Raw genomic sequence first — 15,799 nt, 5'->3', positions numbered from 1 at the left:
CTGCTGATTTCATTTTATATCGCTACAATTTCAAATCTTTAAAGTTATCATCCATCTCCCAGTCAATCAGCAGGTTGTTTGGTTCAACACCTACGCGAGACGGTTTACGCGGCACCCTCACCGTGATCTTCTGCTTTCCGGAGCCGATGCGGTGCTTCTGCAGGTAGAGCGGCTTACCTAGTTTTTCACCCTCTTTTGCGGGAGCGAAAACACCAATCTCTATCCAATCCTTCATCGGCACCACGGTTTCTACACCAATTTTATCCACCACCACTTTACGTGCCTGTACCTCAAGCGTCACCTGCCAATCGCCTGCTGCTGTCTTCTCTGCCGTGGCCCGCTCCATTTTAAGCTCCCAAAAAGTGTTTTTTTCAAAAAGATCGTGCAGCAGGTATTGGAGCGTGTCCGGCGTTGCTGCCTTCAACTCCCGGTAAAGATCAAGGCTGGTGGCTGGCACAGGAGAGGATCCTAGTCTGTGCTTTTCGAGTAAACCTCTTAGCGCGGCATCCACCTTTTCCCTACCAATGTACTGGCTCAGACCATATAGGGCAAAAGGTCCCTTCCGGTAATACTGGTAAGGGTCTGTGGCCTGCAGCAGCGGAGAAGAAGCGCGGGTACGCGGATTTTCATTCTCCTCCCGCAGGAAGCTCAGGAGCCGACTGAGATGCTCGGGTCCATACTTCTCCTCCAGGGCGCCCATCGCAGAGTACCAGGCAAGGCTCTCGGAAAGTAGTCCCCCTCCCTCAACCTGTGCCGGTTTTATCTGATTGCCCCACCATTGGTGCGCCACTTCATGTGCCACTACCGCCGTAACCAAATCAAACCCCCGCGGATCTGCCTTAGGATTCAAAAGGAAGAATCCCTCCTCGGCGGTAATATTAATGGGTGCGGCATGGTTACCAAAGCTATACCCGGGATGCGACACGAAACGAATTTGCTGCTGTGGGTATGGACCAAACTGTTGGGTATAGTACTCCAAAGAGGCCTGTATGCTTTGCACCATGCGCTCCAGGTTCTCTGTTTGCCCCGGGTCGTAATAAATCTCAATATCCACGTCTTTCCACTTGCCTTTATGTACTGCATAGTTGGCCGAAAAGAAGTTATACTCATTCCGGATAGGCGCATCGGTAGTGTAATGAAAGTAGCGGCGGATACCTTTCGTCCAGGTCTTCAATAATCTTCCGGGCGCCACTATAACCTGGTCTTTCTCTGTGCCTACAACAGCCTCAAAGGCAACATGCTCAGGGAAAGGTGCATATAGGCGCGCTTTTTTATTGTAAAGGGAAGAAGTTGCTGGCCGTGGGGCAAGTCCATACTTTTTCCGGGCACCAGCCTCATCCACCTCCCGGAAGGGTTGGTAGCCAATGGCAGGCAGCCATTCATAGTTACGGAAGTTGGTACCGTTTGCCATCACATAGCTATCGGCTCCTTTATTGGAAAAACCTTTTGATTTAAAGCGCACCTCAAAAGTTAGCCTTACAGAGTCGCCGGTTTGTAATGGTTTACTTAAAGTATAAATAAGGTAGTCAAGTTCCTCATTTGCGAGCACCTGTGTAGCAGGCCTGTCAAAAGTTATTGCTGTTGTCACGGTTTCTGTGGCAGGAGTTACATGGACAGAATCAATCGGTGAGTTTGTCTTGTTCACTAAAAGATATGTTCCTTTAATTTCCACCTCACCCTGCTCAGGATAAATCTCTACTTTCAGGTTCGTGCTTGTCAGTTGTGGCTGCTGAATTCCGGCATACTTCCCGTAAAGCTGTTCATACTGCGCGCGTTGCGCTACTGCCTCAGTGCTTGGCGTGTAGGTATGCAGGAAATTGGTGTTATAGAATATAAAGCTGCCCATCACAAAAACACTCCCTCCTGCCGCTAAAGCCACCAAGGCCGTTTGTCGGGTAAAGCGAAGACGGGCCAGGCGTAAGCGGGATGTTATACTTACATCGCGACTACGCACCCAAAACAACTTCGCTACCATAGCAAGCAACAGCGCCCACACTAGCCAATAAAGCTTAAACCAGAACCATGGTGCAAGGGAGGTTCCAAAGCCTGCCATATCCGTATAAGTCCATGCCGGACTGGAACTATAAACAAGCAACTTATGCTCAACACCCAGACTAGCAGCAAAGGCGATTAGTCCGTAAGCAATTGATGCCACCAGATGGCCTACAAATTTCTGGTTTATCAATACATGTACCAACAGCGCCAACAAGGCAAAAAGCAGGCACTCCACTAATTGCAGCCCGAAAAGTACCTGCAAGTATAAACCGATATCTACATTTGCCCAGCCCATACTTATCTGTCCCATCACTCCTGCAGCCATCAAAAATACCAGCCACACCACCATTAGCAGGCTAAGCGCCAGGAACCTGCCCAGGAAAAGCACCCACTCCGGCACCGGTGCTGCATTAGCTATCTCGCTCAGGCCGGCTTCCCGTTCCCGCCACACCAGCTCCCCGGCATAAAAAACAATAAGCATCACAAGTATGATCCAGAAGCTTTTCGGATCTGTTAGAGGGGCCGTCAGGTAATTCAGGACATAATCGGTTCGGCGTAACATCGGCACCCCTTTGGCCTTCAGGTTACCTTCCATTGCCAGCGTCACCATTAAGGCCAAAGCAGCCAAAAGAACAAGTCCCGCTTTGCTTTTGGCGAGCTGCAGAAAGGATTTCCAGGCGATGAGGCGCAGCTGGCGTAGGTGCGTGGCAAAACCGAATGTTCCGCTGACTGGCGGTAAGGCTATCACTTTTCTGTTTTTCAGCCACTCCAGGCCCGCAAACCCTGAACTTGGCTGTATAGCCTGCTTCTTTTTTTGACCTTCTTCCGGTACTTTGAAATGAAATCTAGCATAGGTAAGCCCTAGCATGCCCATTGCAATACTCAGCCACAGCAAGCGATTAACAAGAAACGGGCCCTCCAACAGAATCAGACGCGTATTCCGCTCCAACAGGCTCCAATCCGATTGATGCCCCATAATCAGGGTAAAACCTATAGGGTCTATCATATTTCGCCACTCCCCGGCGTCTTGAGAAAGCAATTCTAGGACAAACGCAGCCGCAAAAAGTATGGCACCGCCCAGATAGCTTGCCATAGCGCTGCGCGTAACTGCCGCTAGGGAAAACTGGATTGCGGTAACCACAAAAACGTTTGGTAATATGATGTAGAAAATGGAGGTCAGATAGGATGCCACGCGAGCAGGACCCAGAATTTCAGCCTCAACCCCGGAAAAATTCAGAGAGATAAAAGTGCCCAAGGGTATGGCGAGCATGAGCATCATATTGATGGAGAAAGCAGCCAGAAACCTACCTCCCAAGTACTCCAATTTACTGGCTGGAGCAGTATAGGTAAGCGCAAACATCCGCGTATGAACATCCCGGGCTGCTGCATCGCCTGCCACTGAAGCCCCAAATAAAAGCCAGAAGAGATTACTTAAGACTGTCACAGTTGCGATAACACTCGGCGCATTGAGTAAAAAATAACCGTCCCGTGCATCATAAAGGTAATTGCCTATCATCCATAGGTAAGAGAGGACCGCTACCACTACAAAGTATAGCCAGACAGATATACTGCGTACCTGATAGGTAAATTCGAATCGAAAAATCTTCAGGAACTTCATACCAGCACCTCCTCCACTCTCTGCGGTTGCACGTAATTACCCGTCATGGTACTGAAGTATACATCCTCCAGGTCAGGTTCTACCAGTTCAAAATCGCTGCCGGGGGTTTCCGGGCTGTAAATGTGCACCATGGTGCGCCCACTCAGGAGTTTAGCCGAAATAACCTGGTGTTCCTGCTCCAATTCTGGAAGAGCACTTTTCTCGGTTAACTTGCGCCAGACCCTGCCTTTCAGCGCTGCAACAGCCTGTTGGGGCTGTGCCTCCAGCAATATTTCCCCTTTGTTGATAATAGCCATGTTAGTGCATAGCTCTGATACATCTTCAACTATGTGGGTGGAAAGTATAACCACGCTGTTTTCCCCTAATTCGCTTAAGAGATTCATAAAACGCACGCGCTCTGCCGGGTCCAGACCAGCCGTTGGTTCGTCCACGATCAGCAGCTTTGGGTTACCCAGCAGCGCAACGGCCACACCAAAACGCTGCTTCATGCCCCCGGAAAAACCGCCTAGCTTCTGCTTGCGCTTGTCCCAGAGGTTTGTTTGCTTCAGAAGACTTTCTATTACTTCTTTGCGGGCCGCGCGTGTGGTAATCCCCTTTAAAACCGCGAAATAGTCCAGCAGCTCCTCTGCGGTAGCCTTTGGGTAAACACCAAATTCCTGCGGCAGATAACCTAAGGTTTGGCGCACCTCCTCTTTCTGGTAAAGCACGTCTATAGCACCAAGTTTTATACTTCCTTCATCCGGCTCCTGTAGTGTGGCCAGCATGCGCATGAGCGTGGATTTGCCTGCCCCGTTCGGCCCCAGTAACCCATACATACCATTGGGAATAGTAAGCGTTATGTTCTTTAAAGCCTGCACACCATTAGCGTAGGTTTTAGAGACATTCCGGATAGATAAACTTGGCTTCAGATTTTCCATAGTTCCTGTTTTAAGGGTTGATAGAATTTGCGGAAGCAGCTAAATCGCTACCTTTAGTTAATTTACATCAACAAGGAACAGGTACTTAAACAGAAAGCAAAAACTGATATGCTGTCAGGGAAATGTAATCGACCAAAGGCTGCTTTGCTACCACTAAATCACTTGCAGGCTCTATTTTACATTTCATAGATTGGGATAAGGCAATGGTCGAGAAGGTGGTTATAGAATGGCAAGAAAAAATAACTTTGTTCTATGAATCGAATTAAAAGGGTATTTAGGCTGATCCACGTTGTGCTGTGGTTGCTGTTCAGCCTGCTGATAAGTATCCAGTTAAATTCTGATCGAACCTCCCATTGGCAAACTGTAGCTATTGGATTCATACTTACCTGTCTGTATGTTTTTTACAGCCATTTTCTGCTCCTGACACGCTATTTAGGTAAGAATAAAAAAAGGGCTTATTTTCTTAAGTTATCAGCCGTTTTCTTAACCGGGCCTATTCTATTTGTAGTTATCCAATATAGCAAAACAAATAACTGGGAACAGCTACTGGATAACTATAGCATGTCACTCATCACAGCGGTGCCGATTTTTATTTTCCTTAGCTGGCTGGCCAGAATTACAGAAAACCTTGTGCTAAATACAATTAGGAAAGAGCAGTTGGAGAAACAAGCCTTTGAGTCAGAACTTTATTACCTGAAATCCCAAATTAATCCGCACTTCCTGTTCAATACCCTCAACAACATCCATACTTTAGTTTATAAACAGGCGCCAAAAGCACCTGAGGCTGTACTTGGCCTATCCTCCCTGATGCGCTACATGATCTATGAGTCGAATGCGGTTACGGTTCCGCTTTCGAGGGAGATGGTATACGTGCAGGATTATATAAGCCTGCAGCAACTCCGGTATAAAAAGAGCCCTGTAGTGGACCTGGAAAAAGAGGGCGATATTACGAACTGTGCCATTGCTCCGCTACTATTCATACACTTGCTGGAAAACGCCTACAAACACAGCCCTGCCCGACTAGAGCCAGGAGATATAAAAGTTCGCGTGGCGGTAAAAGAAAATACCCTTACCTTCAGTATACAAAACCCAATAGGCCATAAACCGACAAACGCCCTGGAAGGCCCCGGTGGCATAGGCCTGCCAAATGTCAGGAAAAGGCTCCAACTGCTATACCCAGGCCAGCACGTATTAGAAATTAACAGCACCGGCGAGGTATTTTGCATTACTTTAAAGATCTTCAATCTACAGACACAGGTACATGAAGGAGAAACTCAGCTGTTATATAATTGACGACGAGCATCTGGCCCAGGAAATACTGGAAGAGTATATAGCCAAAGTACCGTTCCTGGAACTGAAAGGCACCTTTATGAGCCCCCTGGAAGCAGCCGCACAACTGGAAATAGACAAACCAGACCTGCTTTTCCTCGACATCAATATGCCGGACCTGGATGGTCTCAGCTTCATTCCGATGCTTAAGTTAAAACCTATGATCATTTTAACTACAGCCTATGACCATTATGCTCTAAAGGCATTTGACCTGGAAGTGAAGGATTACCTGGTAAAGCCTTTTTCATTCGAAAGGTTCTACAAGGGGGTGCTGCGCCTGTACCAGGAACAAAGCAGCAGACAACAACCAGAGATAAAGGAGGTTGTAAAAGCAGAGCCAAAGCATGAACAGGAGTATATTTTTTTAAAGGTGGGCCACCGCATACAGAAGGTTGCTATTAAGGATATGCTGTTTGTGGAAGGCATGAAAGATTATCTGCGTATCCATACTTCTCAGGAAAAAATCATGACACTTATGAGTTTCGCTAAATTAGAAGAATTGCTCCCCCCTCATAATTTTGCACGTGTTCACAGATCATTCCTGGTAGCCATCGAAAAGATAGATCACATAGAAAAAAACAGGATATGGATAGGGGAAACTGTTATACCTATCAGCGATAGCTATAGTGAGAGTTTTTATAGTAAATTAAAAGGGGTTTAGTATACCTGGAAAAGGTCTGTTAAGTATTCTTTATTGCAAACACTTTTCTTAAATAACCATATCCTAGTGATAAAGCATAGGTTGTACGATACTTTCAGTTAATCCTCTGAAAACAGTATAACAAAGTATAGCTACCTGCTGCTAGCACAGATGATAACGCGAATCATCAGATGCCAGCCCTGCATGGTAATTACTAAAACAAAACGCATTGACTTAAACTGTTTATTAGAAGAGTCTGCAAAGCAGAATAAGTCGTTACTGATCCTTCTTAACGACGGTGTAGTGTATGGTTTGCGCCACGATCAGGCCATCGCGCACCACATAGGAGTCAGCCCCATCCCTGACGGCGGTATGTTTCGAGTCTGCCGTCCACTCCAGAAAGCCGACCTCCCCTTCTACCTGAAAATTTTCATACGTAAATGTCATATCTGGCAGCTGCTCCCACAGGAGCTTGGCCAGCTTTCTCATACCTTCGTGCCCTCTGTAAACACCGAAAGTAGTCAGCATCACAACATCTTCTGAAAAGTTTAGCTTCAGGTCTTCTTCTACGGTTCCTTGTTTTGATTTTTCAAGATGGTCTTCAAGCACTTGTCTGGGAGTTCGCATAATATTATTACTCATAATATTACTCATAATCTAAATTAAGCAGCAGGAACGGCAGCTGATCTACACCAACAAACCACAGTGGCGAAGTCTAAAATCTCACTGTTAAACCACCACCCGCACCAAATCGGTTATCATAGCTGCCCATCACTGAAAAAGTCTTAGATACGAGGTACTCCAGTCCAGCGTTCCAGGTGGTCTCGCTCCGGTAGTTATCCACTTTACCCGTGCCTTCTTCCGGTTGAAAGTCGTTTACCCAGCCAAAATCCGCCTGGTATTCATACTCTCCAAAAAGGAAAGTGCGTGGAAAAATGAGTACTTCCCTGCCTAACCTTATTTCAGGACGGAGTTTGTTGTCTACCCGCAGATCCAGGTTAAACATATAAGGGGTCAGGTAGCGGACGCCGGCAATGGCTGTCGTCTCAATCTCATCCAGGCTCTCATCCTCCTCGTTCTCCACGTTCACGCCGCCAAACACGCTCAGGTAATCGTACAGAAACCTGCCGTATGTAAACTCTGCTTCCAGGTTTTTATTCCAGCCATACTCGGCCGACAAAGTAAACTGGTTCCGCAAGTTCGAAAGCACCATTCTCGTTTCGCTCATGTGCGAGGCTGCATCAACGGCTCCCCAGAAGAAAAAATGGTTGCTCTTATTGGTCAGGATATTGAGCGGGTACATTTTCAAACGCGGATCACGAGGGGTATCGTAGCTGAAGATACGGGCCATACCGGCATCGAGGTGGTAGAGGATGTGGCAATGGAAGAACCAGTCACCGTACTCATTGGCATCAAACTCGATCACCACCTTCTGCATCGGCGCCACGTTTACGGTGTGCTTGAGCGGCGAATACTCTCCATGTTCGTTGATCACCCGGAAGAAATGCCCGTGCAGGTGCATAGGGTGGTGCATCATGGTCAGGTTGTTGAGTGTGATGCGGGTCACTTCCACTTTTCGTATCTTTATTTTATCTGCCTCTTTCAAAGGCACTCCGTTCATGCTCCAGATGTAGCGCACCATGTTTCCGGTAAGGTTCAGGAGGATCTCTTTAACGGGCTTTCCCTCTGCAAAATCAGTAGACTTAGGGGCTTTGAGGTAGTCATAGTTATACTCGGAAAACATGTCCAAACCGGGCATTCCCTCGTGCTGCATGCCTATGCCCTTACTGGCCTCCGGCTGGTTCATCTGCATGTTATCAGTTTTACCAGGCTTGCCGTTCTTCATTTTAGCGTGATCCATCTCCATGGCAGCGGCCGTGTCTTTCTGCACCTCCCTGTGCTCCATTTTGGAATGATTCATTTTAGAGTGATCCATCTTTTTAGCGCCTGCCGAATCCTGCTTCTTCTCCATATCATGCTGATGCATGGGCTTCTGCTCTTTAGGCTGGGGCTTGTGCTCCATACTTTTACCGTGCTCCATATCCATGCCTTCCCCCATCTGCATCTCACCGTCCATCTGCATGCCCCAATCCTTCATCATTTCGTAAGGCTCCTCCTCACTGGGGTTGAACTTAGTGGCCGGAGCACCCATCCGCATGTCCATGGCTGCCATCTGCTGCATCATGGCAATCTTATCAGGCCGGGGCGCATCTGGTGCAGCTATTACAGGTCCCTGGCCAAGCAAAGTAGAAGAATAGCCGGAGCCATCCTGCGCAGTTGCCTTCATTTCCAGCTTCCCGTCATCCGGAATAGTTACTATAAAGTCGTAGGTTTCGGCTACTGCAATAAAGGTTGGGGCATGCCGCACCGGCACCACATCCTGGCCGTCTGCAGCAATCAGCAGCGGTTTGGGGCCGCCAAAGGTAAGCCAGTACTGGCTGGAGGCAGACGCATTGATCACCCGCAGCCTTACCCGCTGTCCCGGTTTAAATTCCGGGTACTCCTGCACAGGCTGGCCGTTGGTCAGGAATGCCGGGTAGTAAATATCGGCGATGTCTGCTCCCTCCATTCGCTGCTTCCAGAAATTGAGCTGCGCCCCCAGCGCCCCTCTGGCTATCACCATACTCAGCGGTGTGGAGGTACCCTTCTGGATGTCGTATATTTCAAGCCCCCGCTTCAACGTTTTGAGCACGTTCTTAGGCTTTTCGTAGGTCCAGTCAGAGAGTACAATCACCAGGTCCGTGTCATAGTCCAACTGCTCTTCCTTGTCTTCGATCACAATGGAACCATACACCCCCGACTGCTCCTGCAAACCCGTGTGCGAGTGATACCAGTAGGTTCCCCCCTGCTTGAGGGGGAACTCAAACTTGAGCGTCTGCCCGGGCTTGATGGGAGGTGTAGTGAGGTAGGGCACGCCATCGTAAAAGTTAGGAACGAGTAGGCCGTGCCAATGCACTGAAGTTTCCACATCCATCTCATTTTTCACATACATCACCGCATAGTCGCCTTCGGTAAAACGTAGTGTAGGGCCAGGGATAGTGCCATTTATGGTCATGCCCATACTTTTCTTACCCGCTATTCTTACTTCTTTCTAATCAATGGTCAGGTGGTACACCACGGTATCCGTCTGTGCCAATGCTTGTGCTGAGAAAAGCATGGAGAGATAGAGCATTATCGGAATGAGTGTGTAAGCTTTTCCGTTTTTCAAAGTAAAAAATATGAACATGAATTAACACTTAATTGGCTTTCTAAAGCCGCTGCATAACACCATACCTTCATGAACGATGCAATTGGTTATACATATAGCCACAGGTATAAGTTGTGTGTGAAGAGGCTGCAAAAGGCATGTTTCAAAGAGCCCGAAGCTTTTAGTTATCTATGCACAACACACAATTCAAACTCCATGGTACCTCTCCCCGTTTAGCTGACAGATAGAAAAATAAGCATATGAATTATTTTGTCCTGCCTTTGGGGATTATACTGTTTGCTGTAACGGTGCTGGATCTGATCAAAACCACTTTCTCTTCCAACGGGGGTGGTATGATTACGAATGTGGTTTCGAAGGGTGTCTGGAAAGCTTTCTTTACTGCAGCAAACAAGAACGGAAGAGCCGGTTTATTAAACTATGCCGGACCGGCTGTTCTTATCTCCATACTGATGGTTTGGATCATTGGGCTTTGGTTCGGCTTATTCCTGTTGTTGCTCTCCGATAAAGACTCCATTGTTAACAGCACCACCCTAATTTCCACAAGTCCACTGGAGAAACTATACTACGCAGGCTTTACGCTCTCCACGCTGGGTGTGGGAGATTACATAGCAACTACCGATGCCTGGCGTATTGTTACAAGTCTGGCAGCATTCTCCGGCCTGGCCTTCATCACAGCTTCTATCACCTACTTCGTGCCGGTGCTGTCTGCCGTTGGTTTACAGAGCAAGCTCAGCCTGTACATCAGCAGCATGGGTAAAACACCTCAGCAGCTTTTGATTAGCAGCTGGAACGGCAAGAACTTCTCCTCCTTTTTCGACACTGTTTCGGACTTATGCCAGATGCTGATGCAACACACGGTAAACCACAACTCCTACCCTGTTATCCATTACTTTCATACGAACCGCGTAAAGTTGGCTATTACTCCGGCCCTGGTGCTACTTGACGAGGCCTACCAACTGCTAAAACAAAGTGATGCCAGGGATGAATTAAAAATGGAAATGCTGCAGAACACCCTCAACACATACCTGGAAATGATGAAGGAAAGCTTCCTGAAAAATGAGTCGACTAGTTCCAATGCTCCTACTCCAGATATTGAACAACTGCGTGCGTATGGCATCTCCCTCAACACGACAGAGCAGGTAAAGCAGTTGTTTGAGCAAGACCTGCGGGACCGCCGCAAGCTGCTGACCGCCCTATTGGAAAAAGACGGCTGGACATGGAAGGAAGTATACAACCCTTCCTACTAAGCTAAAGACTCTTCATCTGTGAAGTGGATTCCGGAATAGTTTGCTCTGTAGCGTAAATCTTGTCATAATACTCCTGCGCCATACGATCCGAATCGAAATATGGCAGGATATCGCGCATGCTGTTTTTCATAACAGAAACCCAGTTAGACTGTTGGCTGTAGTACATGGGCAAGATGGTGTCCTGCAGTGTGTCAAGCATGTTCGTGGCATCCAGCCTGTTTTGCTCCTGCACAGGTAGCGTTGGGGCTGAGACAGGCACCATAAAACCGTTTACCCCTTCTTTCACGAACTCAGGCACCCAGCCATCGGCAGTAGACAGCAGCACGGCGCCGTTCATGGCTGCGGACATGCCACTTGTTCCCGAAGCCTCATGTGTTACCAGCGGGTTGCTCAGCCAAAGGTCCGCCCCTTGCTTGAGTAGCCTGGACAATTTGAGTTCATACCCCACGAGCACCGAGCATTGCGGATACTTCTTGCTGTGGTGCACAAGCTTATCGAAAACTGAAACAGCTCCATAGTCGGTTGGGTATGGCTTGCCCGCCCAAATGATCTGGATGGGATGGGTAGTGTCTTTTAGCATGCGCTCAAACCGATCCAGGTCCTCCAGGATCAGGTCGGCGCGCTTGTAAGCGGCAAAGCGCCGGGCCCACACAATGGTAAACACATTCTCGTCAAACAGATCCCCGGTCTGGTCGGCTACCTCGGCAAACAGCTGCTTTTTGAGCTGCTTCTTCCTTTCTACAAGCCTTTCATCGTCTCCACGCTGCATGTAGTCATACATGGGCTTGTCGGCCCAGTACGAAAAGCTCTGGGCGTTAGTGATATAAGTAACAGGGCTTATATCCGTATAGCTCCCCCACATTCGCTTCACCACTTCCCCATGCATCGAGGAAACACCATTTGATTTCCTGGCTAATAAAAGTGCAGCCAGCGTGTGGTTGAATGTATTCCCGCTCATTTTGGTGAGCTGCCGCACCTCTTCCAACGGCATGCCGGTGAAAAAGCCCATCTTGTCCAGTAGCCAGATGTCTGACTGCTCGTTGCCTGCGTCTTCGGGTGTGTGCGTGGTAAACACCACACGCTTGCGGACCTCCTCCACCTGCTTATACTTTTTCAGCAGAGAGAAAACCAAGGGTAAGGCATGCGCTTCGTTCATGTGGTAAACATCCGGGCTTATCCCCAGAATCTCCAGTAACTTGTAACCGCCTGCACCAAGTAAAATGCTTGCGGCAATTCTTGCCTCCTGGTTTGCATCGTAAAGCTTGTGCGAAATGGTTTGGGCAAGGTAGTCGTTCTCCGGCAGGTTCGTTGTCAGGAAAAAAATAGGCGCGGTGCCAAACAGGTTTGGAGGCAGGTAATATACGCCCACATGCACAGCCGCCTTGTTCACCTGAATCTCAAACTGGATGTCGGTCTTTTGAAGAAACCCATAGATTTTCTCAAGAAACAACACGCCCATGGTCTGATCCGACCGGTGCACCTGATCATAATAACCATACTTCCACAAAATGCCAATGCCGATAACATTCTGCTTCAGGTTATAGGCACTCCGCATGTGGGAACCCGCCAGGAACCCCAGGCCGCCTGCATAGGTCTTTAGGTACTGCTCAATAGCGTATTCCATACAGAAGTAGGCAACTCGCGGTTGATATTCCGGAGGATAAGTGTAAGGATGTAACTCCTTCAGGTAATCTGTCATGGCTGAGGTCTAAGGGGTAATTTGCAGAAAAGACCCTTTCCGCACGCCCAGGGCTGCGTTGGTCTTTTGTATTGAGGCCTGGGCATTTTCTTCCAACCATGTCAGCGCCCTTATCGCAGCGATTGTTTCCGGCACTTTCACTGCAGCCGTGATCACGTCCAGCTCCGGGTCAACGCTTTGCGCGTACGGCCCCTGGTTGCTGGGTATCTCCGGTTCCGGCACCAGGGTGTTCATGATGCCGTTTAGGTGGCTCTCCCAGGGGTCTGTGGTCCTGCTTAGCAAGGTGCCGCAGCCATCAAAGGGGTGTACCGGGTAGTCTTTATGAGTAGCCATATTAATACCCCCATCAGACACCACGTCGCATACTCCGGCTAGTTCTATATCGTCCTGCAGCTGCACCGCATCGGCCGCTCTTTTGCCAATAACCCCATATCCATTCACAGCTACTTTTACATTGTCTTTCATAGTAAATCATGTATGACATGTTGTATAAAGAAGCAGCATTAAGATCCATAGCAAGAATGCATGCCCCTTTAATTTTAACGACTTGATAAATGCAAAGTTTTAAATATTAACTTGTCATTTTCTAAGTATACACCTTCTATATCTGAGAGAGTTTTCCCAGCACGATTTACACCTCCTTCTGCTTATCCTCGAACGTTGTTTCTTGTTAGTGCATCAGGGATCACTTATATATATGCACCGGCAACAATATATTGTAAACGCCTTAAAAGCAAATAGATACCTACAAATAAACTGATATTTATCATTCTAAATATCAGTGATTAAATCCCATTTAAAGTTGACTTAACCATAGTGCCGTCGTATAAAAAAATAGGTGCAACTATAAAAAAGTAAATTATGTGGCACATGGGTGAAGGGCATTATTGGGGCATGCATTGGATGTGGTGGATTTTCTGGATTATTATGATCGTGGTATTTTTTGCATTCCTGGGTAACACCTATGCAAGGAGCAGGCCGGGTACACCAACAGAAAGAGAATCTGCATTGGACATTCTGAAAAGAAGATACGCGACTGGAGAGATCGACACTGAAGAATACAATATCCGGAAAAGAGAACTGGAAAAAGACAGGTGAATGAACGCTATAAAAACAGTACCGATGCACCACAACAGGCATAAAATCAGACACAAGATGTCGCGACGGAACCATAAATTCTGTAGCAGCCTGTTGCACGGGCTTTTTATTTCAGTTGTAATCCGGATGAACACCCTTTTAGAAGCTGTTGCAGGTATTGAAGGAATGTTTATTCGTGCCTGGTTGGAGGAGCCTGCATAGCTGCTATCTAAAACGCTACACAAAGGCAGCGTACCGTATACTTGCCCATTCATCCCTGATGGGCTTCCTCAATCAGGCAGTTGCTGTTCATAAGATCAACTGTTATGAAAACAAAAAGAAACTTCGCCTTTGTTGTGTTGCTTTTTGCAGCATTGCTGGTCCTAAGCGGTTACTCCCTTATTCAGGGTAACGGATGGGAAGCACCACCTGAAGCAGACAAACTGACAAACCCACTACAAAATAAGGTGGAGGCTGCCAGGAGTGGCAAAAAGCTCTTCTCAAAAAACTGTGTTGTTTGCCATGGAAATCAAGGCGAAGGCAATGGCATGGCGGCAATCAGTTTGCACCCTCACCCCACCAACCTGGTATCGCCAAAAGTCGAAGCGGAGTCTGATGGCGCTATTTTCTGGAAAATATCTACAGGCCGCTCCCCAATGCCCGGCTATAGTAGCACCCTGTCCGAAGAGAAAAGATGGCAGCTGGTAAGCTACATCAGAACCCTGCAAGCTAAGTAAAAGCCAGTTATATGCTACATGAAGTTTAAACATTACCTGTTCCCATCATAACCTTATTACGCCTCACCCACCTCCTTGCTTAAACCAGGCAGCAGCCTTCACCCAAAGCAGCAGCCGTGCTCCTTTTCACCTGTAGCCTCACTTGTGTTACCGACCATTTTACCTGTACACACTATGAAAATTTCTACAAAACTTAGCTTCATCACCTTAATCGTTCTCATCCCGATCCTGGCTTCCGGTCAAATAAACGAAACCCAGACGCAGATGAATGAAAACAGGCTGAAGGAGTCTGGGGAGACAAAATTTCTGCTGGCTGGGTATGGTTTCAGCGGCTTTGAGCAAGAGGGTGATGAAAGCACTTTCGGACCTCTTGGCTTCTCCCCGATCTTTCTCTGGAAAAAGACAGACCGTTTGTTTTTTGAAGCAGAATTGGAAGCAGAGATTGAAGACGGAGAATTCGATGTTGGGCTGGAATATGCTTCGATCTACTACAGGCTGAACCCATACCTGATCTTTGGTGCGGGTAAGTTTCTGACGCCGTTTGGCATATTTGGAGAACGACTGCACCCTGCCTGGATCAATAAAATGGCGGAGAAGCCTTTGGGTTTTAGTGAAGAAGGCGGCATGGTGGGCCCGATGACCTCTCTGGGCGCACAATTAAGAGGCGGCGCTCCAGTCGGGAACGCAAAGGTAAACTACTCTTTTTACCTGTCCAATGGCCCAATCCTGATAACTGATGAGGAAGACGAGGCAGGCATGCTGGAGTTTGAGAACTTCGGAGATAATAACAAGAACAAAGCTGTAGGCGGAAGGATTGGTTTTCTGCCACTCGCAAATTCAACCCTTGAAATCGGCGCTTCTGCCCAGTTTGCCAAAGTTGGTGATGCAGATAGTCCGTATGAAGACATTAGTGCCAATATGTATTCCGGAGACATCTCTTACATCTGGAACCTCGAAGCTTTGAAAAGCCTGGTAGATTTCAGAGGGCAATACAACCATCAGAAAGTAGACAGGGCCACTTATTTTGATCAACAAGATGATGCGTTTACTTTCGACAACAACTCTACAGCTTATTTCCTGCAGTTAGCGCTGAGGCCTGTTAATGTTGATTCCGATATTTTGAAGAACCTGGAACTAACAGGAAGATACTCCAGGCTTTCGACACCCGAAGGTAGCCCGTGGTACCGGAAACAGAAGGAGACAACCATCGGCCTAAACTATTGGCTATCCTGGAGCTCAGTACTGAAAATAAACTATGCCATTGAAAACATTAAAGGGGAGGATGACGAAAACGCACTCTTCATTCAGTTTTCCCTTGGTTTCTAAATCAAA

The 15,799-nt window shown here is 47.7% G+C and carries 13 protein-coding genes; 7 read left to right on the top strand and 6 right to left on the bottom strand.

Features of this window, described 5'->3' with window-relative positions:
* Positions 1-22 precede the first annotated feature (22 nt).
* Positions 23-3,613, bottom strand: a complete 3,591-nt coding sequence (locus tag ACSX1A_RS06340; protein ID WP_439882783.1) for an ABC transporter permease/M1 family aminopeptidase — start codon at positions 3,611-3,613, stop codon at positions 23-25.
* Positions 3,610-4,530: an ABC transporter ATP-binding protein gene (locus ACSX1A_RS06335; protein WP_439882782.1), complete on the bottom strand. Its 921-nt coding sequence runs from the start codon at positions 4,528-4,530 to the stop codon at positions 3,610-3,612. The genes ACSX1A_RS06340 and ACSX1A_RS06335 overlap by 4 nt, the downstream gene beginning before the upstream one ends.
* Before the next feature lie 252 nt (positions 4,531-4,782).
* On the opposite strand from ACSX1A_RS06335, the gene ACSX1A_RS06330 reads away from it, so the two are divergent.
* Together ACSX1A_RS06330 and ACSX1A_RS06325 are read left to right on the top strand one after the other, a co-directional pair.
* Positions 4,783-5,823, top strand: coding sequence for a sensor histidine kinase (locus ACSX1A_RS06330; protein ID WP_439882781.1), 1,041 nt, complete (start codon positions 4,783-4,785; stop codon positions 5,821-5,823).
* Positions 5,792-6,520 carry a LytR/AlgR family response regulator transcription factor gene (locus tag ACSX1A_RS06325; protein ID WP_439882780.1) on the top strand — a complete coding sequence of 243 codons (729 nt, stop codon included), beginning with the start codon at positions 5,792-5,794 and terminating at the stop codon, positions 6,518-6,520. The genes ACSX1A_RS06330 and ACSX1A_RS06325 overlap by 32 nt, the downstream gene beginning before the upstream one ends.
* Before the next feature lie 255 nt (positions 6,521-6,775).
* Here the strand turns inward: ACSX1A_RS06325 and ACSX1A_RS06320 are convergent, their stop codons facing one another.
* A complete protein-coding gene (locus ACSX1A_RS06320) occupies positions 6,776-7,141 on the bottom strand; it encodes a nuclear transport factor 2 family protein (RefSeq protein ID WP_439882779.1) in 366 nt (121 codons plus the stop codon).
* Between the two features lie 73 nt (positions 7,142-7,214).
* Entirely contained in the window at positions 7,215-9,560 is a 2,346-nt protein-coding gene (locus tag ACSX1A_RS06315) for a multicopper oxidase domain-containing protein (RefSeq protein WP_439882778.1), read from the bottom strand.
* Between the two features lie 386 nt (positions 9,561-9,946).
* On the opposite strand from ACSX1A_RS06315, the gene ACSX1A_RS06310 reads away from it, so the two are divergent.
* On the top strand, positions 9,947-10,954 hold the full coding sequence (locus ACSX1A_RS06310) for a potassium channel family protein (RefSeq protein WP_439882777.1): 1,008 nt from the start codon (positions 9,947-9,949) through the stop codon (positions 10,952-10,954).
* Position 10,955: 1 nt separating this feature from the next.
* On the opposite strand, the gene glgP is transcribed toward ACSX1A_RS06310, so the two are convergent.
* Both glgP and ACSX1A_RS06300 read right to left on the bottom strand, forming a co-directional pair.
* On the bottom strand, positions 10,956-12,653 hold the full coding sequence (glgP, locus tag ACSX1A_RS06305; RefSeq protein ID WP_439882776.1) for an alpha-glucan family phosphorylase: 1,698 nt from the start codon (positions 12,651-12,653) through the stop codon (positions 10,956-10,958).
* Between the two features lie 9 nt (positions 12,654-12,662).
* On the bottom strand, positions 12,663-13,118 hold the full coding sequence (locus tag ACSX1A_RS06300) for a hypothetical protein (protein ID WP_439882775.1): 456 nt from the start codon (positions 13,116-13,118) through the stop codon (positions 12,663-12,665).
* 396 nt (positions 13,119-13,514) lie between these two features.
* Here ACSX1A_RS06300 and ACSX1A_RS06295 point away from each other — a divergent pair, with 396 nt between their 5' ends.
* From ACSX1A_RS06295 to ACSX1A_RS06280, 4 genes are all read left to right on the top strand, one after another.
* Positions 13,515-13,751 (top strand): SHOCT domain-containing protein, encoded by a 237-nt coding sequence (locus ACSX1A_RS06295; RefSeq protein ID WP_439882774.1) that lies wholly within the window; start codon positions 13,515-13,517, stop codon positions 13,749-13,751.
* Positions 13,752-13,952 carry a hypothetical protein gene (locus ACSX1A_RS06290; protein WP_439882773.1) on the top strand — a complete coding sequence of 67 codons (201 nt, stop codon included), beginning with the start codon at positions 13,752-13,754 and terminating at the stop codon, positions 13,950-13,952.
* A 104-nt stretch (positions 13,953-14,056) separates the two neighbouring features.
* Entirely contained in the window at positions 14,057-14,467 is a 411-nt protein-coding gene (locus ACSX1A_RS06285; RefSeq protein WP_439882772.1) for a c-type cytochrome, read from the top strand.
* Positions 14,468-14,641: 174 nt separating this feature from the next.
* Positions 14,642-15,793, top strand: coding sequence for a hypothetical protein (locus tag ACSX1A_RS06280; RefSeq protein WP_439882771.1), 1,152 nt, complete (start codon positions 14,642-14,644; stop codon positions 15,791-15,793).
* Positions 15,794-15,799: the final 6 nt, after the last annotated feature.

It is taken from the genome of Pontibacter sp. MBLB2868, assembly GCF_051904785.1.
Lineage (GTDB): Bacteria > Bacteroidota > Bacteroidia > Cytophagales > Hymenobacteraceae > Pontibacter.
Note: the sequence above shows the minus strand (reverse complement) of the source record. Positions and strands in the feature narration are given on the sequence as shown.